At 44.3% G+C, this 23,813-nt stretch carries 22 protein-coding genes and 1 other annotated feature; of the genes, 6 read left to right on the top strand and 16 right to left on the bottom strand.

The features are described 5' to 3' along the window. Nucleotides 1-271: 271 nt before the first annotated feature. Nucleotides 272-991 (top strand): tRNA1(Val) (adenine(37)-N6)-methyltransferase, encoded by a 720-nt coding sequence (locus tag CBX98_RS06465; RefSeq protein WP_109168797.1) that lies wholly within the window; start codon nt 272-274, stop codon nt 989-991. Nucleotides 992-1,098: 107 nt separating this feature from the next. Next, on the top strand, nt 1,099-2,322 hold the full coding sequence (srmB, locus tag CBX98_RS06460) for an ATP-dependent RNA helicase SrmB (protein ID WP_005396291.1): 1,224 nt from the start codon (nt 1,099-1,101) through the stop codon (nt 2,320-2,322). Between the two features lie 109 nt (nt 2,323-2,431). Here the strand turns inward: srmB and yaaA are convergent, their stop codons facing one another. Both yaaA and CBX98_RS06450 read right to left on the bottom strand, forming a co-directional pair. Continuing rightward, nucleotides 2,432-3,208: a peroxide stress protein YaaA gene (gene yaaA / locus CBX98_RS06455; RefSeq protein ID WP_109168796.1), complete on the bottom strand. Its 777-nt coding sequence runs from the start codon at nt 3,206-3,208 to the stop codon at nt 2,432-2,434. 111 nt (nt 3,209-3,319) lie between these two features. After that, a complete protein-coding gene (locus CBX98_RS06450) occupies nt 3,320-4,753 on the bottom strand; it encodes a sodium:alanine symporter family protein (protein ID WP_005396293.1) in 1,434 nt (477 codons plus the stop codon). A 721-nt stretch (nt 4,754-5,474) separates the two neighbouring features. On the opposite strand from CBX98_RS06450, the gene CBX98_RS06445 reads away from it, so the two are divergent. Beyond that, nucleotides 5,475-5,660, top strand: coding sequence for a DUF3545 family protein (locus CBX98_RS06445; protein ID WP_005396294.1), 186 nt, complete (start codon nt 5,475-5,477; stop codon nt 5,658-5,660). A gap of 234 nt (nt 5,661-5,894) precedes the next feature. Here CBX98_RS06445 and CBX98_RS06440 read toward each other — a convergent pair whose 3' ends face one another. From CBX98_RS06440 to nfo, 3 genes are all read right to left on the bottom strand, one after another. Then, entirely contained in the window at nt 5,895-6,446 is a 552-nt protein-coding gene (locus CBX98_RS06440) for a hemerythrin domain-containing protein (protein WP_005396296.1), read from the bottom strand. A 112-nt stretch (nt 6,447-6,558) separates the two neighbouring features. Beyond that, nucleotides 6,559-7,239 (bottom strand): uracil-DNA glycosylase, encoded by a 681-nt coding sequence (gene ung, locus CBX98_RS06435; protein ID WP_005396298.1) that lies wholly within the window; start codon nt 7,237-7,239, stop codon nt 6,559-6,561. 283 nt (nt 7,240-7,522) lie between these two features. Next, a complete protein-coding gene (gene nfo, locus CBX98_RS06425) occupies nt 7,523-8,410 on the bottom strand; it encodes a deoxyribonuclease IV (RefSeq protein ID WP_109168794.1) in 888 nt (295 codons plus the stop codon). 326 nt (nt 8,411-8,736) lie between these two features. Between nfo and grcA the strand changes: the two genes are divergently transcribed. Next, a complete protein-coding gene (gene grcA, locus CBX98_RS06420) occupies nt 8,737-9,114 on the top strand; it encodes an autonomous glycyl radical cofactor GrcA (RefSeq protein ID WP_005381814.1) in 378 nt (125 codons plus the stop codon). A 94-nt stretch (nt 9,115-9,208) separates the two neighbouring features. On the opposite strand, the gene CBX98_RS06415 is transcribed toward grcA, so the two are convergent. From CBX98_RS06415 to thrL, 5 genes are all read right to left on the bottom strand, one after another. Beyond that, nucleotides 9,209-9,868 carry an NAD(P)H-dependent oxidoreductase gene (locus CBX98_RS06415; protein ID WP_109168793.1) on the bottom strand — a complete coding sequence of 220 codons (660 nt, stop codon included), beginning with the start codon at nt 9,866-9,868 and terminating at the stop codon, nt 9,209-9,211. Between the two features lie 114 nt (nt 9,869-9,982). After that, complete coding sequence (gene thrC / locus CBX98_RS06410; protein WP_109168792.1) at nt 9,983-11,263, bottom strand: threonine synthase; 1,281 nt, start codon at nt 11,261-11,263, stop codon at nt 9,983-9,985. Next, complete coding sequence (gene thrB, locus CBX98_RS06405; RefSeq protein WP_109168791.1) at nt 11,260-12,216, bottom strand: homoserine kinase; 957 nt, start codon at nt 12,214-12,216, stop codon at nt 11,260-11,262. Before thrB ends, thrC begins: the two co-directional genes overlap by 4 nt. A gap of 20 nt (nt 12,217-12,236) precedes the next feature. Beyond that, nucleotides 12,237-14,696 (bottom strand): bifunctional aspartate kinase/homoserine dehydrogenase I, encoded by a 2,460-nt coding sequence (gene thrA, locus CBX98_RS06400; RefSeq protein ID WP_109168790.1) that lies wholly within the window; start codon nt 14,694-14,696, stop codon nt 12,237-12,239. Nucleotides 14,697-14,749: 53 nt separating this feature from the next. Continuing rightward, nucleotides 14,750-14,869, bottom strand: a sequence feature (Thr leader region). Beyond that, the gene (gene thrL / locus CBX98_RS06395; RefSeq protein WP_074192076.1) at nt 14,805-14,882 is read right to left on the bottom strand and encodes a thr operon leader peptide; all 78 of its coding nucleotides are present in this window, start codon (nt 14,880-14,882) and stop codon (nt 14,805-14,807) included. It overlaps the preceding feature by 65 nt. A 426-nt stretch (nt 14,883-15,308) precedes the next feature. Between thrL and CBX98_RS06390 the strand changes: the two genes are divergently transcribed. Beyond that, nucleotides 15,309-15,779: a ribonuclease regulator gene (locus CBX98_RS06390; protein ID WP_065645163.1), complete on the top strand. Its 471-nt coding sequence runs from the start codon at nt 15,309-15,311 to the stop codon at nt 15,777-15,779. On the opposite strand, the gene CBX98_RS06385 is transcribed toward CBX98_RS06390, so the two are convergent. After that, the gene (locus tag CBX98_RS06385) at nt 15,776-16,258 is read right to left on the bottom strand and encodes a putative 4-hydroxy-4-methyl-2-oxoglutarate aldolase (protein ID WP_005396309.1); all 483 of its coding nucleotides are present in this window, start codon (nt 16,256-16,258) and stop codon (nt 15,776-15,778) included. The genes CBX98_RS06390 and CBX98_RS06385 overlap by 4 nt on opposite strands. A gap of 55 nt (nt 16,259-16,313) precedes the next feature. Beyond that, nucleotides 16,314-16,721 carry a DUF3293 domain-containing protein gene (locus CBX98_RS06380; RefSeq protein ID WP_031780532.1) on the bottom strand — a complete coding sequence of 136 codons (408 nt, stop codon included), beginning with the start codon at nt 16,719-16,721 and terminating at the stop codon, nt 16,314-16,316. Between the two features lie 361 nt (nt 16,722-17,082). Between CBX98_RS06380 and arcA the strand changes: the two genes are divergently transcribed. Continuing rightward, complete coding sequence (gene arcA / locus CBX98_RS06370; RefSeq protein WP_005381824.1) at nt 17,083-17,799, top strand: two-component system response regulator ArcA; 717 nt, start codon at nt 17,083-17,085, stop codon at nt 17,797-17,799. An 83-nt stretch (nt 17,800-17,882) separates the two neighbouring features. Here arcA and CBX98_RS06365 read toward each other — a convergent pair whose 3' ends face one another. The 4 genes from CBX98_RS06365 to CBX98_RS06350 form a co-directional block, all read right to left on the bottom strand. Continuing rightward, on the bottom strand, nt 17,883-18,332 hold the full coding sequence (locus CBX98_RS06365; RefSeq protein ID WP_006742686.1) for a hypothetical protein: 450 nt from the start codon (nt 18,330-18,332) through the stop codon (nt 17,883-17,885). Nucleotide 18,333: 1 nt separating this feature from the next. Continuing rightward, nucleotides 18,334-20,688, bottom strand: coding sequence for an aerobic respiration two-component sensor histidine kinase ArcB (gene arcB, locus CBX98_RS06360; RefSeq protein WP_046873978.1), 2,355 nt, complete (start codon nt 20,686-20,688; stop codon nt 18,334-18,336). Nucleotides 20,689-20,929: 241 nt separating this feature from the next. After that, complete coding sequence (locus tag CBX98_RS06355; RefSeq protein ID WP_109168788.1) at nt 20,930-22,678, bottom strand: sensor domain-containing diguanylate cyclase; 1,749 nt, start codon at nt 22,676-22,678, stop codon at nt 20,930-20,932. Nucleotides 22,679-22,713: 35 nt separating this feature from the next. Beyond that, the gene (locus CBX98_RS06350; protein WP_046873980.1) at nt 22,714-23,673 is read right to left on the bottom strand and encodes a TIGR01212 family radical SAM protein; all 960 of its coding nucleotides are present in this window, start codon (nt 23,671-23,673) and stop codon (nt 22,714-22,716) included. Nucleotides 23,674-23,813 lie beyond the last annotated feature (140 nt).

The raw sequence follows: 23,813 nt of genomic DNA, 5'->3' as shown, positions 1-23,813 counted from the left end.
CCTAAAGTCAATAAGTACACGTGGTTCAATCTATAAAATTTTCGCCGCATAATGACGAAAGACTCATCATTTGGCAACCTTTAAGAAAAAAACACCATATTAATTTAGTTTTCAAACTTAAAAGCAGTGGATATAACCAGATCTAAATAACAGACCAGTTCTTTATCTCGATCAATTAACAATACAATTTAATAACCAACAAAACAACAATCTATACAATTAAGAAACAATAGAGAAATTCACTTAATTATTGAGCAAACATAAAACAATCATGAAGAGCAAAAAACTGAAAACTAAAGGCTTCAATTTTAAGCAATTTTGTATTGAGGGCGGCGAGAGTGGTATGCCCGTCAGCACTGATGGGGTCATGCTTGGTGCTTGGATTCAAAGCCCGAACAACGCTCAAATTCTCGATATTGGCACTGGCACCGGGTTGCTTGCCCTGATGTGTGCCCAACGCTTTACAGAAGCTCAAGTAACCGCGGTCGATATTGAATTAACAGCCATTGAAGCTGCGCAAAAAAATGTGGTTCAGTCGCCTTGGTCAGATCGTGTGAGTGTGCATCATTCCGACATACTAGACTTTACGCCGACGCATCCATTCCAACGCATCATTTGTAATCCGCCCTACTTCAACAGCGGCGAGCAATCGAAACACAGTCAACGTGCAACCGCGAGGCACACTGATACGCTACGCCACAACGCATTGCTACAGCGTTGCTATCAGTTGCTTGATGAACAAGGGAAAGCTAATTTTGTGTTACCAATCACCGAAGGCGAACGGTTTATTGAACTAGCATTACACCAAGGTTGGCATCTATCGCGAGTCTGTCGTGTACAGCCATCAGAAAAGAAACTGGTACATCGACTGTTGTTTGAACTGTCGAAGCAGCCTTGCGATACTCAAGAATCACATTTAATAATTCATTCGCAAGACGGTTACAGTGACGATTTCGTCCAATTAACCCGCGAGTTTTATCTTAAGATGTGAAATAACATGTGATCCTTATCACCAATCACTTTATAATGTGCGACCTTTTTGTATTCTATGCTGTTGTGGCGAACCATTAACCAAGCTTTGCTTGTGGAGAACTCATTGTGATCAGAACCTTTGCTGAACTTGATCTAGACCAAAACCTACTTGAAGCCATTGAAGAGATGGGTTACGAACGCCCAACAAAAATTCAGGCAGAAGCGATTCCACAAGCGTTGGATGGTCGTGACATTCTAGCGTCAGCGCCAACAGGTACTGGTAAAACGGCAGCCTTCGTTCTGCCAGCATTGCAATACTTGCAAGACTTCCCTCGTCGCAAGCCTGGACCTGCGCGTATTTTGATCCTAACGCCGACGCGCGAATTGGCGATGCAAATCGCTGATCAAGCACGAGCTTTGGCAAAAAACACTAAACTGAACATTTTCACCATCACAGGTGGTGTTCAATACCAAGAGCACGCCGATATCCTTGCGACAACACAAGACATTGTGGTTGCAACGCCTGGCCGTTTAAAAGAATACATTGATGCAGAGCGTTTTGATTGCCGTGCGATTGAATGGTTAATTCTGGATGAAGCAGACCGTATGCTAGACATGGGTTTTGCTCCTACTGTCGATCGTCTATCTAACGAGTGCCGCTGGCGTAAACAAACCCTTCTATTCTCAGCAACGCTAGAGGGTAAAGGCGTAGAAGGCTTTACCGCTGATCTGTTGAATGACCCTGCAGAGATTGATGCAAAATCGCCACTGCGTGAACGTAAGAAGATTGCTCAGTGGTACCACCGTGCTGATGATGCTGAACACAAACTTGAATTACTAAAACACATTATTACTCAACAAGCAGAACGCACCATCGTCTTCTTGAAGACCCGTGAGCGTTTGGCAGAGCTACGAGCGCAGCTTGAGAGCGCACAGATTCCATGTTCTTGGATTCAAGGTGAAATGCCTCAAGATCGTCGTAACAATGCGATTTCTCGCTTCCGCGATGGTACTGTAAACGTGCTGCTCGCAACGGACGTTGCTGCGCGTGGTATCGACCTTCCGGATGTGTCACACGTTATTAACTACGACATGCCACGCACGGCTGATGTCTACCTTCACCGTATTGGCCGTACGGCTCGTGCGGGTAAGAAAGGTAACGCTATCTCAATCGTAGAAGCACACGACCAACCAATGATGGATCGCGTTGCACGTTACGTGAAAGAAGACATCAAAGAGCGTTTCGTGAAAGAGATGCGTCCGAAACACAAAAAACCTGTGTTTAAGAAGAAAAAGAAAAAAGAAGACAAGAAGAAGCCAGCGAAAAAGAAAACCGCTAAGAAGAAGTAATCTTGTTGGGGCGAAATAGCCTAAGCTAAAACATAACAAAGGGTTGGCATTGCCAACCCTTTTTCGTTTGTGTTTATTGAGATTAACGTAGACTGCGTCTCAATCAGTTTTAGTTTTGCTCTTCGCGTTTAAATACTAACTCTGTTGGTGTCGATTCATCTTCAACAAAGTAGTAACCCGCCGTATCAAACTTAGTCAGGTCTGCCACGCTCTCAATACGGTTTTCGATGATGTAACGCGCCATCATGCCGCGCGCTTTCTTCGCGTAGAAGCTGATGACCTTGTATTGGCCATTCTTACAATCTTTGAATACTGGCGTGATCACTTGCGCATCTAAGTTCTTTGGCTTCACCGCTTTAAAGTATTCATTTGATGCAAGGTTGATAAGCACATTATCACCTTGAGCAGAAATCGCTTCGTTAAGCTTATCCGTAATCACATTGCCCCAAAACTGGTACAAGTTTGTGCCCTTGTCGTTTGCAAGCTTGGTACCCATTTCAAGACGGTATGGCTGCATCAAATCGAGTGGTTTTAGTAAACCATAGAGGCCAGACAACATGCGCAAATGATCTTGAGCATACTCGAAGTCCGTTTCAGATAAGCTTTCGGCGTCTAGTCCTGTGTAAACATCACCTTTAAACGCTAGGATCGCTTGTCGTGAGTTTTCTGTGGTAAACGTTTCACTCCACTCTTGAAATCGCCCGACATTCAAATCGGCAATCTTGTCGCTCACTTTCATTAAAGAGGCAACATCAGCAGGAGTCAGTTTGCGGCAAACATCGATAAGCTCTTTTGAGTATTCGACCAACTCAGGTTGAGTAAATTTTTCTGTCGCTAACGGAGACTCGTAATCAAGAGTCTTCGCTGGAGAAACTACGATAAGCATGACTTTCCCTTCTCTAATTTTGTTTTTTAATAGGGTACAAAAAAAGCCATGCATTGTCTGCATGGCTTTTTACATCGTACTAATAGCTTTCAACTATGAGTGATAGCTCACTTAGTCTTTTTTATCGTTGTACCAAATGCCTTCTTCAAGCTGAGATTTCAGCTCAGGGAAGTCATTCGCATCAAACGTTGGTACTTTACCTTCACCAAGTTGGCGGTTGTAATCTTTTGCTAGCTTAATCACGATGCCAGATAGCAAGATGATTGCCACCAAGTTGACTATCGCCATCAGCCCCATCGAAACATCAGCAAGTGACCATACGACTGGGAGCGAAGCAAGTGCACCAAACATCACCATACCAAGAACAACAACGCGGAAAATGCTTAGGCCCGCCTTATGGTTGTGCTCTAGGAAGATTAGATTCGTTTCAGCGTACGAGTAGTTCGCGATGATTGATGTAAATGCAAAGAAGAAGATTGCCACGGCAACAAAGATGCCACCCCAATCACCAACTTGCGAGCTCAATGCACGTTGAGTTAGCTCAATACCCGTCACTTCTGTTGCTTGACCGACATACTCACCTGACATCAGGATGATAGCCACTGTCGCTGAACAGATAACGATCGTATCCATAAATACACCTAGCATCTGAACATAACCTTGAGATGCAGGGTGTGGTGGGTAAGGCGTTGCTGAAGCCGCCGCGTTTGGCGCAGAACCCATACCCGCTTCGTTCGAGAATAGACCGCGTTTAATACCGTTAATCATTGCCTGTGCAATCGCGTAGCCAAGACCACCAGCCGCCGCTTCTTGCAGACCAAATGCACTCTTAAAGATAAGCATTAATACATCAGGTAGCTTCTCTAGATTAGAGAACATGATGAACAGTGCTAGAGCCAAGTAAAGCAGCGCCATGATCGGAACGATCATCTCTGCGACTTTTGCGATACGCTTGATACCACCGAAAATTACAATCGCAGACAGTACTACAACCGCGATACCAACGTACAGGTCACTCCAACCAAATGCGGTGCTCATTGCATTTGCAATTGAGTTAGCTTGTACGGCGTTGAATACCAAACCAAAAGCGATGATTAGGAAAACTGAGAACAATACGCCCATCCAACGCATGCCCAGGCCTTTTTCCATGTAGTAGGCAGGACCACCACGGTAGTTGCCATCATCATCTTTGGTTTTGTATAGCTGCGCCAGAGTACTCTCTGCAAACGACGTTGCCATACCAAGCATTGCGATCAGCCACATCCAGAAGATCGCGCCAGGACCACCTGCAGTCAATGCAACTGCAACGCCCGCCATGTTACCTGTACCAACACGTGCAGCAAGACTAGTACAAAGCGCTTGGAAAGAAGAAATACCAGCTTTGTCTGCTTTACGACTGTTCTTAAGAACAGAGAACATGTGGCCGAAATGGCGGAACTGAATGAACCCTAATCGAACGGTGAAGTAAATACCAACACCAACAAGAAGATAAACCAGAATCGAACCCCAAAGGAGATCGTTCATCAAATTGATTAAGTCTGTCATGTGTACCTCAAAGTGAGTTGCGCCGGTCTATGCGTCCAAGCCATCCACCAAATTGCCTGCTAAGTGTCAAAGTGTGCTTAGCTTTTTAAGTAATGTTTATGGGCAATCTAGAATCGTAAACGTCGCTTCATGCATCCATTTTACGTACCAGCGTATTTTTTGACGGGCGGATAATGCAACCTAGGAGCGCAAAAATCAATATGCAATCATGATAATAACATTGTTATTTTTCACTATAAAGTCACCAAAAAATAACATAAATGGAAGACTTAACACCCATAAACCGCAACATTTCAATTACCAAATACCAACATAAATAATTATCGCCCACCAAACAGAACGGAGCCCCATATAATTAAGACCAAGCTAGTATTCACAAGGTGTTACATAAATTTGCTCTAGTGCCTTACCATCTAATTGAACACTATTTCATCAAACTGGTTTTATGCAACTTTGACCTTTGCACTGTTCCCCCACTCGCCAAATAGAATTAACATTGAAAATCTCTCTATTTAATCGTTTTCTTGAGATCGTTTGTGCATTTTTTAGCCACCACATTGCAATGAAAAGTGTGATTTTGAGAATATTTTTGCACGAAAATGTCATGCTACCGACACAAATGCGAAATATATCATGGTTATTCTCACGGCTATTGTGGTACTTAAAAAACTCCACAAGGACTGGTTACAACAGTTTAGCTTAAGAAAGGTAAAGGTGGCTTATGGAAGGCTTTCAACTAGATGACATTTTTAATCTGGATACTACCTCAACAACCAAATCTCGTGCCAAACCAGTAAAGCGAAAGTGGCGTGAAATAGAAGAGATGAACGACAGGCGCAATTTGCTTAAAGAGCTACGCGAACTTGATGCCTGTACCGACTACAACTTGGAAGACATTAAACTCTAATTCAAACAAAAGGCACCTTAAGGGTGCCTTTTGTTTTTGTTTACAGTAACCGTAAACGACTTGAGTTTAAGCGCCAGGATTTAAGTATGAGTACCGTTATTACTCAATAAGAATTTTCCTGTCTTTTGGTCGAGAAGCGCAAACGATAAATTTACGTCCAATTCTCAATAAATAAGAAATGCAGCTAACAAACCCGAGTGATACTTTCGCTCGCTCAGGTTTTATCGCACACACTTAAACATACTCAGCATCACTTTGACGCACACGTTCAGCTAACTGTTTATAACGATCGGCAATAGTGTCACCAAAAACTGGGTCATCTTCGCTGACGCTCCATAAGCTTTCAACATGCTGCCAATCTTCGGTAGTGAATAGCTCCTCAATGAGAGGCAGGATTTTTCGCTCCTCTAACTCCAAGTGGCGTCTTTGTGATTCAATGAAGTCCTCTAGGTGGGCCACAAACATGTCTTGAGGCACAACAGCATCCTGCAGGATCATCTCTATCAAGGAAGCAAACTCTTTGGTTTTACTTGCTAGCTCTTGGTGTTCTTTCTCTAAGTTTTCCATGGTCTGTTGCTTACCATAGTGCTCCAGAAAGTGGTGATAGAGAATATCTTCTTTCGGATGGTGAACTTTTTCTGAATGATTAGAGAGGTAATCAACTATCTCGCTTACTAATGCGTAGTTGATCGCACGTTCTTCTTTTATCTCATTAAGTTTATGGCGCAGTATCGCCAACAGACGAACCATATAGCCGTGTTCGCGTCGAATTCTTTCGATCATCATAGCGTCTCTCCTTAACACCTACTTTTAATAAGTGTACATGAGAAATTTGCCATCAGCCTCGAGCGTGCTCAAAAAAACAGCGATAATGGCAGCATTATCGCTGTCTCTTCTTTTATACAGTTAATGGCAAATGCCAGTTGATTGGTGCTTTTCCTTGCGAGGCAAGTAACTGGTTTGCTTGAGAGAAATGCTTACAACCAAAAAAACCTCGGTGTGCTGAGAGTGGTGATGGATGTGGTGCGGCTAACACATGATGTTTATTGCGATCAATAAAGCGCCCTTTCTTCTGAGCGTGAGAGCCCCACAATAAAAACACCACGCCTTCCTGATGCTGGTTTATCGCTTCAATCACTCGGTCAGTGAACGTTTCCCACCCCGTTTTTGAATGTGAATGCGCTTTACCTTGCTCAACCGTCAATACCGTATTGAGCAGCAATACACCTTGCTCTGCCCAGCTTTGTAAGAATCCATGCTGAGGGATTTGGAACCCTTCAATATCTTGAGCCAGCTCTTTATACATATTAACGAGTGATGGTGGCGTTTTGATTCCAGGAAGAACGGAAAAGCACAAGCCATGCGCCTGATTTGGACCATGGTATGGGTCCTGCCCCAGAATCACTACTTTAACATCGTTAAACTCGGTAAAACGAAACGCATTAAAGACATCTTTCGCTGGCGGAAAAATCGCTTTGCCTGCGGCGCGTTCTGCTTCTACAAAATTCAAAGTGTCTACAAAGTAGCTCTGTTTTTTCTCTTCGCCGATCACATCGTGCCAAGTGGGTGACTGATTCATGGAAAGTTCCCGTCCTAAATTTTGCTTCTATTCTAACGAGCGAAACCCAAACAAACAAAAACTTACCACGAACTTGAGAACAGTAATAAAAGACTAATGCTTCTGTGGCGTTCGAAAATGCCCCTGTCCGGTAATGTGACGATTAGGCATCGGCAAACGAAGCACGCGGCGGCTATATGCGTAAGAAGCAAAAGAGTGTGGTCGAGACATAGTGGCATCCTTCTTTCTTAATTCAAATTGACTTAAGTGACTAAGAAAGAAAAGTGCCAACTCTGTGATCACATCATTGGTTATCTATCGCCGCTAGATGAAACTGACGCAGTGCGTTGATTTCTTGCTGCCAGATGTCCGGATCAATTGTTTCTAAAATCAGAGGGATACCATCAAAGCGAGGGTCTTTCGCGATGTACTCAAAACAATCCCACCCGATCTCTCCTTTGCCTAATGAGTGGTGGCGATCCACTTTGCTGGCAAACTCAACTTTTGAATCATTTAGATGCATTGCTCTTAAATAGTGCATCCCAACAATACGGTCGAATTCAGCAAAGGTATGCTCACAATCCTCTTTAGTACGCAGATCGTAACCGGCGGTAAACGTGTGGCAAGTATCGAGACATACACCAACACGTTCTTTGTCTTCCACTTGCTCGATGATTTCAGCAAGGTGCTCAAACTTCCAACCTAGGTTTGTACCCTGACCAGCCGTATTCTCGATTACCGCGATCACATTCGGCACCGCTTTGTGCGCAAGATTGATCGACTCTGCGATCGTCGCTAAGCACTCCTGTTCCGAGACTTTCTTTAGATGACTACCCGGGTGGAAGTTAAGTAAAGTCAGCCCCAACTGATTACAACGCTCCATCTCATCAATAAATGCCGCGCGTGACTTATCCAACTTATCCGCTTCTGGTGCACCTAAATTAATTAGATAAGAGTCATGGGGAAGAATATGTTCTGCACCGAAACCCAGCATTTTACAGTTCGCTTTAAACGCACTGATGGTTTTTGCTTCTAAAGGCTTCGCCACCCACTGGCGTTGGTTTTTTGTAAATAGTGCGAACGCATTCGCGCCAATTTCGCGAGCTCTCAACGGCGCTTGATCGACCCCACCAGCAGCAGAGACATGTGCACCAATGAGTTTATTCCCAAGCTTGTTTTTCATGTTTGTCATTTAATCACTTTAGACTTTCAGTATTGCTACCTAAATACAGATAGTTGCGTTAATCAGTTTAAACTTTAAGCTCAATTTGTAGTAAATTTACAACAAAATGAGTTATTAAATATTTTTTATATTATCAAATAAATTGTAATTAGTTTGTTTTCAAAGGTTTTATTGATTTAACTCAATAAAATCACCTTAATAAAAATAATGTTTTTGGTTGTTTTTTGACTTAAATCAATATTAAAATAGTGGATATTAGCTATATAATACTCAGCTCAACGAAAATTCGAAAATTAACACCAATAATCACCACGTAAGTGGTCTAGGAGATAGTGATGATCCAAGGTATCCAAATTACAAAAGCGGCAAACGACGACCTACTAAACTCTATCTGGCTATTAGATAGCGAAAAAAATGAAGCTCGTTGTGTTGCTGCAACTGCTGGCTACGAAGCAGACCAAGTTATCGCAATCAGCGATCTAGGTGAATACGAAAGCCGTGAAGTAGCAATCGAAACAGCTCCTCGCATCGAAGGTGGTCAACACCTAAACGTGAACGTGCTTAAACGCGAAACACTAGAAGATGCAGTTGCACACCCAGAGAAATACCCACAACTAACTATCCGTGTTTCTGGTTACGCAGTACGTTTCAACTCGCTGACTCCAGAACAGCAACGTGACGTAATCGCTCGTACTTTTACTGAGACTCTATAATTTCTCAGTAAACTAGCTCGCTAGAATTTAAAAAGCTTGGTCAGCAATGACCAAGCTTTTTTTGTTTTTCCATGCATCTAACCGTTCTGTTCCTTTACGGAGCATTTCTCTGTGACGGATCCTTCTTAAACACTTCAGCCAATGAGGCTGGGTCAAGCCTTTCTCTTTGTTGTGAAGCGCCTTCTGCCCACCAAATCAATTGATGTATGGTGCGATTCATATAGCTGTCCCACTGTGTCTGCTGTAATTCATCCGCAACGACACCCTGTTCGTCAAACACTTCTTGCGCTTTCGGAATGTGAATCATCGCCGAGACAGGTAAACATCCAAGTTCAGATAAGAAGGTACGCATCGACACTGCAGCTCGAACACCACCCCATTGTCCAGCAGAATAGGTCACGATAGCACTTGGCTTATAAGAAAACAGCGAACTACCAAAATGGTTAAGCATATTAGCCAAGGCAGGACTCATCGAATGGTTATATTCCGGACTGACCATCACGTACCCATCGGCACTTTTAATTTTGTCTGCCAGTTCTCTCAAGTGGGCTGGCACTTTAGCGCGATGGTAAGCAAACTCAGGCTTAAACACGTCGTCAAAGTCGTAGTTCAATGGGTCAATGATTTCGACGGTATGTTGCGAATACTGATTCTTAAACAACGTTTCACAAGCTCTACTCACTCGCATGCCCAAGCGGGCTGGTCGTGGCGGTGTGCTGTCCCTTACTGAGCCTAGAAAAATCAAAAAATGCATGCTTCTATTTCCATCTTTAAGTTCATTTCTCAATCATAAAGAGAGTAGAGACTTACCGACAATAAAAAAGGCGAATGATGCTCATTCACCTTTCGTCGTTCATCATTTTAATAATTACTGTACGCGGCGCAGCACTTGTTTCAATGCATCAAAGTCTGCGTCTAGCTCTTCCGATAGCAGTTCCATCGCCGCGTGCTTCGCTAGCGGTGCAGGAAGCTCGATGTCAGATTGCAAAATGTCATCCACCACTTCTTTGAACTTCGCTGGGTGCGCAGTACATAGGAAAAGACCGGTTTCACCTTCTTGCAGTTGCTCTTCAAGAACGCGGTAAGCAATCGCACCGTGCGGTTCACATAGGTAGCCCAATGAGTACAGGTCTTTCACAGATTGTGCGCTTTGCTCATCTGAAACCGCGCCTTTACCTAATGTCTCTAGGCCCCACTCTTTCACTCGGCAAAGCTCTTCGATACGCGGCCAGTTGTTCGGTTGACTCACGTCCATCGCGTTCGATGTCGTTGCAACCGTTGGTTTTGGCTCCCACTTACCTGTTTCTAGGTAGCGCGGAACCGTGTCATTAGCGTTAGTTGCAGCGATAAAGCGTTTGATCGGCAGACCCAGCGCTTTTGCCAGTAGACCAGCAGTTAGGTTACCAAAGTTACCACTTGGTACAGACACGACTAGGTTTTCACGCTCTTGTTTGCTCATTTGCGCTGCTGCTTCAAAGTAGTAACAGATTTGCGCCATCAAACGGCTGATGTTGATTGAGTTTGCAGAATTCAGACCGATCTCTTCACGCAGTGCGGAATCATCGAAAGCTTGCTTAACCAGAGCCTGGCACGCATCGAAGTCGCCATCGATCGCGACAGTGTGAATGTTCTTGCCTAGCGTACAGAATAGCTTCTCTTGCAGTGGGCTGATCTTGCCTTTCGGGTAAAGAATCACAACATTGATGTCTTCCATACCATAGAAAGCATGCGCAACGGCTGCGCCAGTATCGCCAGAAGTCGCAGTCAGAATGGTGATCTTGCCACCGTCCGATACCGCCGCAAGAGATTGCGCCATAAAGCGACCGCCAAAATCTTTAAATGCCAGCGTTGGACCATGGAAAAGCTCTAACGCGTAAACACCGTCTTTGACTTGATTGATTGGCGCAGGGAATTGGAACGCTGCGTCCACAAGCGCGTTGACTTGCTCTTCCGCCAGCTCATCACCGATAAACGCTGATAAAATCTTAGTGCTACGAGAAACAAAGTCTTCTGCCAGTAGCGCATCAACGTCTTCAAACTTTGGTAATTCCGATGGGAAAAATAGACCTTGGTTACGGCCTAACCCTTGGCGAACGGCTTGGCCAAAGGAAACTTGTTCATCATTTTCTTTTATATTGTAAAGCTTCATAGCTCACTTCCTGTTACTTTCGAACCCTGCTTATCTAGACGACAAACGTGGACGAATCCTTCTTCGTTTTGTACGTAGTTCTGTTCTAACCAGCGAGCAACTCGCTCAGCGACATCTTTCTCTTTGCAAATACTGAACAGTGTTGGACCACTGCCAGAAATACCGGTTGCTAACGCACCTGCTGATGCAGCGTATTGACGTGCATTCGCAAAGCCCGGAAGCAGTTTCTCACGATACGGTTCTGCGATCACGTCTTTGATCATTTTTGCAGCTAGCTCTGGCTGACCAGAATGACACGCATGAATAAAGCCCGCAAGGTGACGACCATGAGCGATGATATCTTGTCGGCGGTATTGAGATGGTAGGATCTCACGCGCTTCTGCTGTTGATACTTTGATTCCCGGATACGCCATGACCCAGTACCAATCATCAAAACAAGGCACTTCTTGACTGATGATACCAAGCTCTTCAAGCATCAACTGGACACCACCAAGGTAACACGGCGCGACGTTATCGTAGTGAATACCACCAGAGATTTTGCCTTCCATTTCCCCCATCAGTGCTAGCAGCTCAGTCTCATTCAGCGGTTGACCATGGAATCGGTTTAAGGCATCCAGCGCCGCAACGATAGAACATGCACTTGAGCCTAAACCTGAGCCTATTGGCATGTTCTTTTCTAGCGTCATTTCAAGTGGTTTTAGCTCAACACCTTTTTTATCTAGCTCGCGAGAAAACACCAACCAACAATCGTAAACGATGTTTTCTTTTGGCTCTGTAGGCAACTTAGAGACAAAATTACCCGCAGTTTTCAGACTGAACGGCTCAGTCCCTGCCTTAACTTGCACTCTGTCACCTAGCAAGGTCCCTTCCACTGGGGACACCGCCGCCCCCAACACATCAAAACCAACACTTACATTACCAATTGATGCTGGGGCATAAACCACTACATCCATATCACTTGAACTCATTCTTGTTATACCCCTAGTTTCCAACCTAAAGTACGCATCACGTCAGAGAATACACCCGCAGCAGTTACCTCAGTACCTGCACCATAGCCACGCAACACAAGTGGGATTGGCTGGTAGTAACGACTGTAAAATGCCAGTGCGTTTTCACCGTCTTTGATTTTATACATCGGATCGTTTTCATCCACCGCAGCGATGCTTACTGTGCACTTGCCTTCGTTAATTTCACCAACGTAACGCAGTACTTTGCCTTCTTCTGCTGCTTTAGCCGATAACTCTTTGAAGTAAGCGTCCGCTTCTGGGAGACGCGCCATAAACTCATCAACACTGCCTGAATCATCAAAACCTGGTGGTAGCGCTTGGTCAACAACAACGTCTTCAAGCTCTAGTGACATGCCCGCTTCACGAGCTAGGATCAACAACTTACGCGCGACATCCATACCAGACAGATCATCACGAGGATCTGGTTCAGTAAAGCCATTTTCTTTTGCGATATTCGTCGCTTCACTTAAGCTCATTCCTTCATCTAACTTACCGAAAATATAAGAAAGAGAACCGGAAAGAATACCGCTGAAGCGCTCCAGTTCATCGCCTGCAGAAATTAGGTTTTGCAGGTTTTCAATAACCGGTAGGCCTGCACCTACGGTTGTTTCATACATCAATTTACGACGGGAGCTACGAGCCACATCGCGAAGCTGATGGTAGTACGCCATGCTTGCTGTGTTTGCTTTTTTGTTTGGTGTTACAACATGAAAACCTGCCGCTAGGAAGTCGGCGTATTGTTTAGCAATGTCTTCACTGGAGGTACAATCAACCAATACTGGGTTGATAATATGATTGCGTTGTACCAAAGAAATCAGACGCGCTAGGCTGAACTCTTCTGTTGCTGCTGACATACGATCACGCCAGTGCTCGAGCGGTAAGCCTTCGCTATCAAGCAACAGACCTTTGCTGTTTGCTAAACCACAAACTCGAATCACAATGCCTTTCTCAGCCAGTTTGACTTGTTGGCGCTCGATCTGATCCACCAGCTCGCCACCCACACCACCAACACCAACAACGAACACATCGAGGAAGTGTTTCGAGTTGAATAGGTTTTCGTGACACGCTTTTATCGCTTCAGAAATTTTGTCTTCTGGAATAACGGCAGAAATCGCACGTTCTGATGAGCCTTGTGCTATCGCTACGATATTCACGTTCACTTCAGCTAGAGAAGAGAAGAAGCGAGAAGCCACACCACGCGATGTGCGCATACCGTCACCAACAAGCGTAATGATTGAAACATTATCAATAAACTCGACCGGTTCTAGTAAGCCATCTTTCAGTTCTAGCTCGAACGCATCTGCCAGCACTTGCTGCGCTTTCGCTTTATCTTCAGCCTCAATACAGAAGCTGATGCTGTATTCAGAAGAAGACTGAGTGATCAGAACAATAGATACACCAGCAGACGACATCGCACCGAATACACGACTCGCCATGCCTACCATGCCTTTCATACCAGGGCCTGATACGTTAACCATGGTTAGGTCGTTAAGTGTTGTAATACCTTTGATCGCAAGATTATCTTCACCAGTATCTTGGCCGATAAGAGTACCTGCACCTTGAGGGTTAAAGCTGTTTTTGATCAGACATGGAATATGGAATTGAGCAATAGGGGCGATGGTTTTCGGGTGCAGAACGGAAGCACCAAAATAAGAAAGCTCCATCGCTTCTTGGTAGCTTAGTGATTTAAGCAGGCGAGCATCTTCGACTAAACGTGGGTCACAGTTGTATACACCATCAACGTCGGTCCAGATTTCACAACAGTCTGCGCGTAAGCAAGCTGCAAGAACCGCTGCCGAGTAGTCAGAGCCATTCCGACCAAGCGTGACAAGCTCTCCTTTTTCGTTGCCAGCTGTAAAGCCCGGCATAATGTTCACATGACCCCGAGGAAGGGGTTTTTGACGGAAGTTTTGCGTTGAAATATCCACATCAACCATAGCTTCAAGATGATCACCTTGGGCATACAGATACTCGACAGGATCGATCAAGCTCGCTTGTTGTCCCTTCGCCTCCAAAACAGCTTTCATCAACTGAATGGAAACACGCTCACCTTTACTAATAATGCGCGCATTTACGTTGTTTGGGCACATACCTAATAGATTGATGCCGTGAACAAATTGACGTAATTGAGATAGCGAGGTTTTCACTTGGTTATCGAAAGCTGAACCATCAATATTGGGGAGTACTGCTTGGATTTGAGTGAAGAGCGTTTTAAACGATTCATCCAACTCTTTGATTTGCAGCTCTGCTTCACCATTGCGCAACGCGCCTTCAATGACCGCAACCAACTTATTTGTTGTTTTACCTGGGGCTGAAAGAACAACCGCCACTTCTTCTTGTTGAGCGTTGTTGGCAATGATGTCTGCCGCTCTTAAAAAGCGATCTGCATCAGCTAGTGATGAACCGCCAAACTTCAATACTCGCATCCCTTCCTCCGGTATATCTTCTCAAACTTGTCTAAATTCTGGATAAAAAAGCATAAAAAAAGGCCTGTATCTTGTTGGATACAGGCCTTTTTTGTGAATTTCTTTCGCTCAGCAGCCTGCCCCAACATGTGTCGTGTCGGTAATAATAATGGTCGTGGTCATTACTACTAGGCTGTTAGATGGCATAAATAAATATTCAACGTTAATTGTGTTTGCTTAACTCTACGTTTACCGAGTTTCCGATTCATAGTCAACAAAAAATTGTTTGTTTTTCAGTCTTACAGCGATTTCTGCTAAGCAATCTTATTGATATTTAAAGCTAATTAGATGTTATTACTCGTTAGGAAATCTGTCGCTTAATTTTTGTAGGGGGCTCATCCCATCGTCATCAGTCTCACTTTTTACTCCATAACTAGTCTGATCTTCGTCATAAAGCGTAAGATCAAATTATGAAAGGGAGTTGTTGACACTTAACAACAACTTAACTGTGACCTATGTTCACAGGATCGAATTATTTAGAAAATAGGTGAGCTAGCTTTCATATTCTATGCTTTAATAGTGAGAAGCTTTGGGCACATACTAATAAAAAAGTTGACACAAGGAGTGGTGAGCATGAAAAGAGGGCTTTTTCTGTTGCTGTTTTTTGTGCCTGGCGTTTGTCTAGCAAACGAGCTTCCGCCTCTTCCAGGCAAAACATCCCCTTCTCCTCATAAACTATTTATTTCCAGCGACAGCTATCAATCTGACAGTTTCGATGTTTGGAATATCGACACGGGTTATGCGTACGAACTCTTTGACTCAGTAGACGTTTACGTCGGTGCACGAGTCAACAACTCTCCAACCCAAAACCAGAGCGGTTTTTTGAGTGGGATCAGCTATCACTTCAATGATCGTGTCACACTAAAAAGTACGGTTCGCTCTTACAAGAATGAGACTGCGGAAGGTATTCGCCAAGAAGACAGCAGCCTCGCAGCTGAAGTCTCAAGTCGCGTAAAAATCACCGATAAACTGGATCTTCACGCGACTCTTGATTACCAAGATTGGCAACAAGGTATTGAGGTAGGTTTAGGCTTTCGTTTTTAGAAATCTAATTTTTGCTTTGAAATCAACACACCATTCCAATCAGCGTACACATAATGCTTCGGCTGCACGATTTGGTTTTGCATCGTTAAGGTCACATTGACCTCTCCCATACCTCGCTTCTCTGTCTTAAACGGATTGGTACCAAGTGCTTGCACACCAATGTCCATCTGAGATATTTGTGCTACGTCGCGTATTGCACCATAGACAATAATGCCTTCCCACCCATTTTCTATTCCGAGTATTGCTAATTGATCGCCAAGCAATGCTTTCTGACACGAACCATGTCCGTCAACAATCAATACTTTCCCCGTCCCATCTTCGCCCAGTACTTCACGTACTTTTGAGTTGTCGTGATAGCAACGCACTGTGACAATTTCTCCGTAAAAAGCGGTGCGTTGACCAAAGTTCTGCAGTGGCAAAGTAAGCAGGGTAACTTGGTCTTCAAATTGGTCACAAATATCGGGTGTAATGTCTCTCATATTTCCTCCATGAATTTTCTCACCCAAGCAGTGCTTCGGTGAGTAGTATCCTTTCCTATACGAGTCGAGGCTTAAGGGAGCCTAACTTATGCAACACTTTCGGCTGTGAGCACGCAATAAGGTAAAGTTGATCATCAATGACGTAGTAAATCGCGTTTTGTTGAAAGTCATTCGCCAATGCGACCGCCGCCTCTGGTGATAACTCGACGGCAAAGCTTTCCTCATACCATGTAAAAGAGCTGTCACCTACTGTGATAGGCGCGTAATTAACGTGCTGTAGTAGCGTTTCTAATGCTTGATTGCTTATGCAGTTCTCTTCTTTGGACCGCAAATTACTGTATGGGTTCCAAGCGGTTATCACAGCGTAGTTTGAAACGCACCACTCGGCCTCGAATCTGAAAAAAGATTCTGAATAAGCATTCCATAACGATGCGTCTATGTTCGTATTACTTTTTTCTATCATAAGTCTTAAACGATTAATAACAGTTACATTTCATCAATTGATATAAATCAACAAACTGAATGGAATTAACATTTGAGCATTGTTAGCATGCTGTTAACAATATAAAATCCGCTCCATATCTTAGGGTGTTTACGTTTCAGGCCCCACAGAAAGTAGGAAATGAAAGGTAAACAAGCCCTTTAGAATAAACGTCGCCATTGGATACTGGTGAGTTGGCAAAGTTCCATGGAGGGCGGATAACTGAAAGAAGTGTTTTTTTGATCAACTTGATTTATTATCAAAATCACATTACCTGTATGTTATATTTTTGCCTAGAATTTATTCTATTAGCACAATTTTGTCACAAATTTAGGTACCGCCAATGCAAACCCCGCAGATTCTTATCGTTGAAGATGAGCAAGTAACTCGTAACACTCTTAAGAGTATTTTTGAAGCAGAGGGATACGCTGTTTTTGAAGCCAGTGACGGTGAAGAGATGCACCAAGTGTTGTCTGACAACTCAGTCAACTTGGTTATTATGGACATTAATCTTCCAGGCAAGAATGGCCTTCTGTTAGCGCGTGAACTACGCGAACAAGCGAACATTGCTTTAATGTTCCTGACAGGCCGTGACAATGAAGTGGACAAGATCCTAGGTCTTGAGATTGGTGCAGATGACTACATCACTAAACCATTCAACCCACGTGAACTGACTATTCGTGCTCGCAACCTACTTAGCCGCTCAATGAGCTCTAACGCGGTGCAAGAAGAGAAACGCTCAGTAGAAAAGTATGAATTCAATGGTTGGGTACTGGACATCAACAGCCGCTCTCTAGTAAGCCCTGCTGGTGATAGCTACAAGCTCCCTCGCTCTGAGTTCCGAGCTCTACTTCACTTCTGTGAAAACCCAGGTAAGATTCAAACTCGTGCCGATCTTCTTAAGAAGATGACTGGCCGTGAACTTAAGCCGCATGACCGTACTGTAGACGTAACGATTCGTCGTATTCGTAAACACTTTGAGTCTGTTTCAGGCACTCCTGAAATCATCGCGACTATCCACGGCGAAGGTTACCGCTTCTGTGGCGATCTAGAAGACTAATTGAATCGCTAATACGCAAAGGGCTTGCTCATTGAGCAAGCCCTTTTATTTTGGGTTTAGCAATTAGCGGACAATCACTGAATCTAATAAACCTTGTTAATCTTCACGTACTTTTCCACTAACCAGCGCTGTTTACCTGCGTCGTCTAAAAGTACCGCGATATCAACCGACTTTTCTGTGTCCGCGTCTACCTGAGACGTGAAGGCTACTTCCCATTGGCTCTCACTATGAGTTCGAGTTTCTAAAGAGTCTTCATCCACCCACCACTCTTTTTCCCCTTGCTTGATGATAAGCGCTTCGGCAGTCAGGTTGGCTGGGAGTAACTGGTCTCCTTCAAGGTAAAGTGATCCTTGAATGCTTTGCTCTTGCACTTCCCCAACGGTCGGCATCAGGTTCACCCATAAGTTACTTTTGAGCTCGACATTCACCTGGTTAATCGTAATCTGACTGTTTTGTTGCCAGTTCACACTTGGAACGGAACTGCAGCCTGCCATCAATGCTATAACCAACGCCAACGGTGCGATTTTTTTCATGTTATTTCCTTTGTTCCAACCAACTTTTGAGGACTTGAATATCGTTTTGGTATTCATTTTTGATCTCTTCAACCCAGTCTGAAATGTTTTCCCACCATGCTGGCATATCGGGAGATTGCGCTTTCTGCGCCACACTTTGGATACGTTTGAGGCCAATCGAACCTGCAGCACCTTTAATTTTATGCGCTTCAGAAACAATCCCATCTTGATCTTTTGCCGTCATGTTTGAGTCTAAGACATCAATATAGTCTGGCATCATGTCTTCAAACATTTTTATGCTGTCGTAGACCGGCTTGGCACCAACAATGTCGACGTAAGACTCTAACATATCCATATCGAGCAAGTGTGTCTCAATCACAGGAGAAGGGGTCGGCTCTTCCACTGTTTCTGGAACGCTCTCAGGTTGCTCTTGCTGCTCTACCTGATGCGCGAAGAATTTATCAATTACAGACTGAATGGCGTTCACAGCAAGCGGTTTGCTGATGGCATCATCCATACCGTTATCTAAGTATTCACGACGATCTTTCATCACATTAGCTGTTAGGGCGACCAATGGAGGCAGATTGTTATAATGCTCACGATAATAATTTGCGACATCAAATCCCGTCATATCAGGCAGCTGAATATCCAACAACGCCAAGTCATATTTTTCTGGCACAAAGTTCACGAGCGCTTCTTGTCCCGTCATCGCCACGGTAACGGAGTGTCCTAAGCTCTCAAGCAACGATTTGGCCACGGTGACGTTAAGCTCAATGTCTTCAACCATAAAGATGTTGAGATGCACATTATCGCGTTTTGCATCAATGACAGGTTCTTCGAGTTCCACAATAGGAACGTGAATCGATACGGTAAAAGTACTACCAAAACCTTCTTCACTGGCGACAGTAATGTCACCATCCATCATATTGATCAGCTGTTTTGACACCGCCAAGCCTATACCAGTCCCGACAGCATGTAGGTTGTCTTTACCTGATTTCACTTGGTAATACATGGCGAAGATTTTATCGAGCTCATCTTCCGGTATACCAATACCTGTGTCTTCCACTTCCATAATAATGGTGGCAAAATCGTCTTCGACATCCGCACTCACCGTCATCACAACGCCACCTTCTTTGGTAAACTTCATTGCGTTGCTGACCAAGTTCCAAATTACCTGACGCAAACGGGTCGCATCCACTTCAATTGCTTTTGGTAAATCACTCAAACGTTCTAAGTCAAAACGCAGCCCTTTTTGCTCCGCCATCAAAGCAGAGATGCTTTCAATCTCAGCGACGAAGTCTTCGAAGTTAAGTGGCGCAGGTAATAGTTCTAGCTTGCGGCGATCAAACTTATCCATATCGATAATATCGTTGAAGATGTTACCTAGCGTAATCGCACTCACATTGATGGTCTGCATGTGTTTGCGCTGCTCTTCTGTCAACGGACTATCGAGAAGCATGCGACTTAAGCCCACAATGCCATTTAGTGGCGTTCGCAGTTCATGACTGATGGTTGAGATGAAAGTAGTTTTATCACGGCTTGCTTTCTCTAACGACTCTTCATGACGTTTACGTTCAGTGATATCACGGCCAAAACCTACCAAGCCAAGGTGACGACCATCTTTGCTGTAAAACGGCACTTTACGCAGTTCAAAGTAATGTTTGCGTCCATCAGGATACTCTAGCCACTGCTCGTAAGTGATGGCTTGATTATCGGCGAAGACCTTTTGGTCAGTATCAACGATGTGCTCAGCGATTTCTTTGCTATACACATCCCAAGGGCTTAATCCGACTAACTGGTGCTCTTTCTTGCCCGTTAGCTCTTCCATTGCCCGGTTACAACCGGAGAACACACCATCGGCATTGCGGTAGTAAATTAAGTCTGGCGAGGCATCAATAAATGAACGCAGTAGCGCAGTGCGTTCCGCAAGCTCTAACTGAGTACGCTCTCGTTGGAACACCTCGTTTTCGAGATCTTGCATCGCCTCTTCACGAGCTTCTTCTGCTTTAATGCGCTCTTCAATTTCTTGGTTGAGCTTTTCGATGTTTTGTTGCAGTTGATAATTCAGTTCTTGGTCTCGCGAGCGCATGTCTTTCAGTTTGGACACCAACTTGGTTAAACGCTGGCGAGACTCTTCTAGCTGATCAACAACAACAGAAAGAAAATAAACCGCCCAAGGTGTAATCAAGAGACCAAAAAACACCGAACGGACAATGTCGATATCGTCGACTCGCCCCTTGAGAGCTAAAGTAATCCCCACCTGCACCACAACGGCTAATGCCACCAGCGCAAGGGCCAGCAAAATCGAGAAACGAACAATCCCCAGTTTGACTAGCAAGTCGACATAATACTGGGCGAGATTTTTCATGGGTTTCATTAACTACTCCATGGTGCTGGCTAGATGTTGCCCTTCAATGATAAAAAACGAGCAGACATATTCGGCCTAACGCAATTTAGGTCTGTGTGATTAGTGAAAAATACGTAGTGCGAACTGCGCTTGCTAAACAAGATAAAAAGATAAGTTAACCAACGAACGCACAGGCTTCGGTAAGTTTAACGTGTTTAATACGGCGATTTAAACAATCAGCTATCAACTTAGAGCAAGCGGTCACAAAGCGTTAGCAAGAACTGGGGTGAATACAGGTGCGATTACGTCCATCAGCTTTGGCTTGGTATAGCGCACTGTCAGCCATGGCAATACCCATTTCCGGTTCATCACCATGTTGAGGAATATAAGAGACAAGACCGATACTGACCGTGAGACGTTCCGAAGCTTCTGAGCTGTCGTGCTCCATATCGAGTTGTCGAATTTGTTCATGAATACGCTGCGCTACATTGCTCGCGCCTTCCGTTGTGGTATTCGGCAGGATAAAACCAAACTCCTCACCACCATAACGCGCAACACAATCCGAAGAGCGATTGATGACTTTTGTGAATACGGTAGCAACACTGACCAATGCTTCATCACCTTGCTGATGGCCGTAACAATCGTTGTAATCTTTGAAAAAGTCGATGTCACACAACATGATAGTGAGCGGCAGCTTTTCGCGGGCATGGTGGTACCATAGTACCTGCAGTTGTTCATCGAAGCGGCGTCGGTTCGATACCTGAGTTAAGCTATCCATAAAGCTCAACTTTTCTAACTCTAAATTGGCTCTCTCCAACTTTTGTTCGGCAAGGTAACGTTCAGAAATATCACGCGCCATGATCAGCACACCATTCGTTCCTGAAGCTTTATCTTTAAAAGGCGATTTCACCACATCAAACCACGTACTTTTGCCATCACTGCTAACGACTTTATCTATGTATCGGACAGGCTCTGACTGACGCAATGCATCCAAATCACTAGCGGCTAAGCGAGCGTACATCTCTTCAGGAATGACATCTTGAAGGCGCTTACCGATCAAATCAGACACGTCTGAAATACCTAATGCATTAACGAACGGTTTATTACACGCTTGATAGACCATATTCTCATTGAAGATACCGATAGAGTCAGGGCTAGCGTCAAGAATAGTCTGTAAGATGGTATCCCTTTGCGCCAACGCAACTTCTGTATCTTTACGGCGCTCCATTTCATCTCTCAGGTTCTGCTGCATTTTGTGCCACTCGGTCACATCATGACTAATGGATAATGTACCGATCAGCTCACCACTCGGTGACACAAGGGAATTTTGATTCACTTCCAATAAGCAACTGCGACCTTGTGGATCCGTCGTCCACTTGCGCTCACTCTTTCTGCTAGCCTCACCCATGGAAACCTTTGATGCGCAGGCTTCTTCCCTTCGCCCTTCCCAAAATTGATCAAATGCTCGGTTCGTCGTTAATAAATTCCCTTGGCGATCTTGGGTACAAATTAACTCAGAGAGTGAGTCTAGTGCCGAACGAGCAATCGTTAATTGCGCAAGCTCTTGTTGCTGCTCTTGATGAGTGGATTGATATGGCTGCGCGTAGATGATCCAAACACGGTGATTGCGCAGCAAACTCTTTCTTCCTGACAACTCCACCTTGATAGATTCGCTTTCAGATAAGCGCCAATCAAATACCTGCTGGCTAAAATGACGACTAGAGACACTGTCTAGAAACGACTCAAGCGCACGAATATCGAATAAAGCGGGATACAAATATCCCGTGCCTAGAGAGCGAATACCTAATAATTGCATCGCAGCTTGGTTAGATAACAAGATCTGAGCATGGCCAGTATCCAGCACTATGACTGGATAGGGTGAATCCGTTACGAGTTGCTTAAGTGATGTTTGAAAGTGCAAATAGATCAGTGCTAACGCGCACACGCTAGCAATTAATAACAAGACGACATAGCCATAACCGCCTTGACCATCCCAAAGCCAATTGAGTAACTGATCCATCGTTTAAACCTTTAAAAAAAACTGGTTAAAATATATCAGTTATTTATTGAGCGATCTGCTATTAATTCCGGTTTAGTATAGATAAAAGCGTTTCCCGTTAGGCTTCCTTGAGCACCATGTTCACTGAGGGATCGACCAATTTCAGTCATCGCCAGCCAGCGGTTTTCACACCACAGTGGTGATAATAAGGTAGGTCTACGAGCTGCTGATGAAACCCGATGGTAAATCACGTCCGGTGGCGTCATACGAATAATCTCACTGGCAATTGCGACATACTCTTCTAGCTCTGGCGCCTCTAATCGTCCTGCACGCCACGCTTTCGCCATGGTGCTGCCTTCCACGATATGAAGACCATGTAACTTGATGCCATCAGTGCCCACAGCCAACACTTTTTTCAGCGTCTCAATGTTATCGTCGCGGCTTTCTTTCGGTAATCCCACAATTAAATGAGTACAGACTTTAATACCTAGCGCACGCGCACGCTTGGTGATTTCGGCATAACATTCGAAATCATGACCGCGATTGATGCGCTTAAGGGTGTCGTTATTAGCGGTTTGAAGCCCTAACTCTAGCCAAATTTCATAACCTTGCTTTACATAGTCAGACAGTAAATCTAATACGGCATCAGGCACGCAATCTGGACGAGTCCCGACACACAATCCCACAATATCAGCCGCTTTTAGTGCTTCTTCATACATATTTTTCAGCACTTGCACTTCCGCATAAGTACTGGTGTAAGCCTGAAAATAAGCGAGATACTTCTTCGCTCGATGAATTTCGCCCGCACGATCTTTCAACTGATCGTGAATACTCTTTATCTGTACTTCTTCATCCGCAAACGAAGCCACATTACAAAAAGTACATCCTCCCCGACCAATCGTGCCATCTCGGTTAGGGCAACTAAATCCACCGTGCAACGTTAGTTTATGGACTTTTTCACCGTATCGACGCTGAAGATCTTGGCCGATTGTATTGACCAACTCATGTAACTGCATAAATTCTCACCAACAATGAACCGTAATCAATCTCACTACGATCTGTGTAAATAAATTACATCCCTGCAAGAAAAAACACACAATACTAGTCAATTCAAACAAACATCATACGGCTCAAAATCAATAAACCTGCATAAATA

Origin of the sequence: Vibrio sp. T9 (genome assembly GCF_003123985.1) — a bacterium.
Taxonomy (GTDB): Bacteria; Pseudomonadota; Gammaproteobacteria; order Enterobacterales; family Vibrionaceae; genus Vibrio; species Vibrio diabolicus.
The sequence above is the reverse complement of the archived record's forward strand: the minus strand, read 5'-3'. Positions and strand labels throughout refer to the sequence as shown.

Excerpts from the sequence above, each read along its gene's own strand:
- CBX98_RS06465 (WP_109168797.1), top strand. The coding sequence starts at position 272 with ATGAAGAGCAAAAAACTGAAAACTAAAGGCTTCAATTTTAAGCAATTT.
- yaaA (WP_109168796.1), bottom strand. The coding sequence starts at position 3,208 with ATGCTTATCGTAGTTTCTCCAGCGAAGACTCTTGATTACGAGTCTCCG.
- CBX98_RS06450 (WP_005396293.1), bottom strand. The coding sequence starts at position 4,753 with ATGACAGACTTAATCAATTTGATGAACGATCTCCTTTGGGGTTCGATT.
- CBX98_RS06445 (WP_005396294.1), top strand. The coding sequence starts at position 5,475 with ATGGAAGGCTTTCAACTAGATGACATTTTTAATCTGGATACTACCTCA.
- CBX98_RS06440 (WP_005396296.1), bottom strand. The coding sequence starts at position 6,446 with ATGATGATCGAAAGAATTCGACGCGAACACGGCTATATGGTTCGTCTG.
- ung (WP_005396298.1), bottom strand. The coding sequence starts at position 7,239 with ATGAATCAGTCACCCACTTGGCACGATGTGATCGGCGAAGAGAAAAAA.
- nfo (WP_109168794.1), bottom strand. The coding sequence starts at position 8,410 with ATGACAAACATGAAAAACAAGCTTGGGAATAAACTCATTGGTGCACAT.
- grcA (WP_005381814.1), top strand. The coding sequence starts at position 8,737 with ATGATCCAAGGTATCCAAATTACAAAAGCGGCAAACGACGACCTACTA.
- CBX98_RS06415 (WP_109168793.1), bottom strand. The coding sequence starts at position 9,868 with ATGCATTTTTTGATTTTTCTAGGCTCAGTAAGGGACAGCACACCGCCA.
- thrC (WP_109168792.1), bottom strand. The coding sequence starts at position 11,263 with ATGAAGCTTTACAATATAAAAGAAAATGATGAACAAGTTTCCTTTGGC.
- thrB (WP_109168791.1), bottom strand. The coding sequence starts at position 12,216 with ATGGATGTAGTGGTTTATGCCCCAGCATCAATTGGTAATGTAAGTGTT.
- thrA (WP_109168790.1), bottom strand. The coding sequence starts at position 14,696 with ATGCGAGTATTGAAGTTTGGCGGTTCATCACTAGCTGATGCAGATCGC.
- thrL (WP_074192076.1), bottom strand. The coding sequence starts at position 14,882 with ATGCCATCTAACAGCCTAGTAGTAATGACCACGACCATTATTATTACC.
- CBX98_RS06390 (WP_065645163.1), top strand. The coding sequence starts at position 15,309 with ATGAAAAGAGGGCTTTTTCTGTTGCTGTTTTTTGTGCCTGGCGTTTGT.
- CBX98_RS06385 (WP_005396309.1), bottom strand. The coding sequence starts at position 16,258 with ATGAGAGACATTACACCCGATATTTGTGACCAATTTGAAGACCAAGTT.
- CBX98_RS06380 (WP_031780532.1), bottom strand. The coding sequence starts at position 16,721 with ATGATAGAAAAAAGTAATACGAACATAGACGCATCGTTATGGAATGCT.
- arcA (WP_005381824.1), top strand. The coding sequence starts at position 17,083 with ATGCAAACCCCGCAGATTCTTATCGTTGAAGATGAGCAAGTAACTCGT.
- CBX98_RS06365 (WP_006742686.1), bottom strand. The coding sequence starts at position 18,332 with ATGAAAAAAATCGCACCGTTGGCGTTGGTTATAGCATTGATGGCAGGC.
- arcB (WP_046873978.1), bottom strand. The coding sequence starts at position 20,688 with ATGAAACCCATGAAAAATCTCGCCCAGTATTATGTCGACTTGCTAGTC.
- CBX98_RS06355 (WP_109168788.1), bottom strand. The coding sequence starts at position 22,678 with ATGGATCAGTTACTCAATTGGCTTTGGGATGGTCAAGGCGGTTATGGC.
- CBX98_RS06350 (WP_046873980.1), bottom strand. The coding sequence starts at position 23,673 with ATGCAGTTACATGAGTTGGTCAATACAATCGGCCAAGATCTTCAGCGT.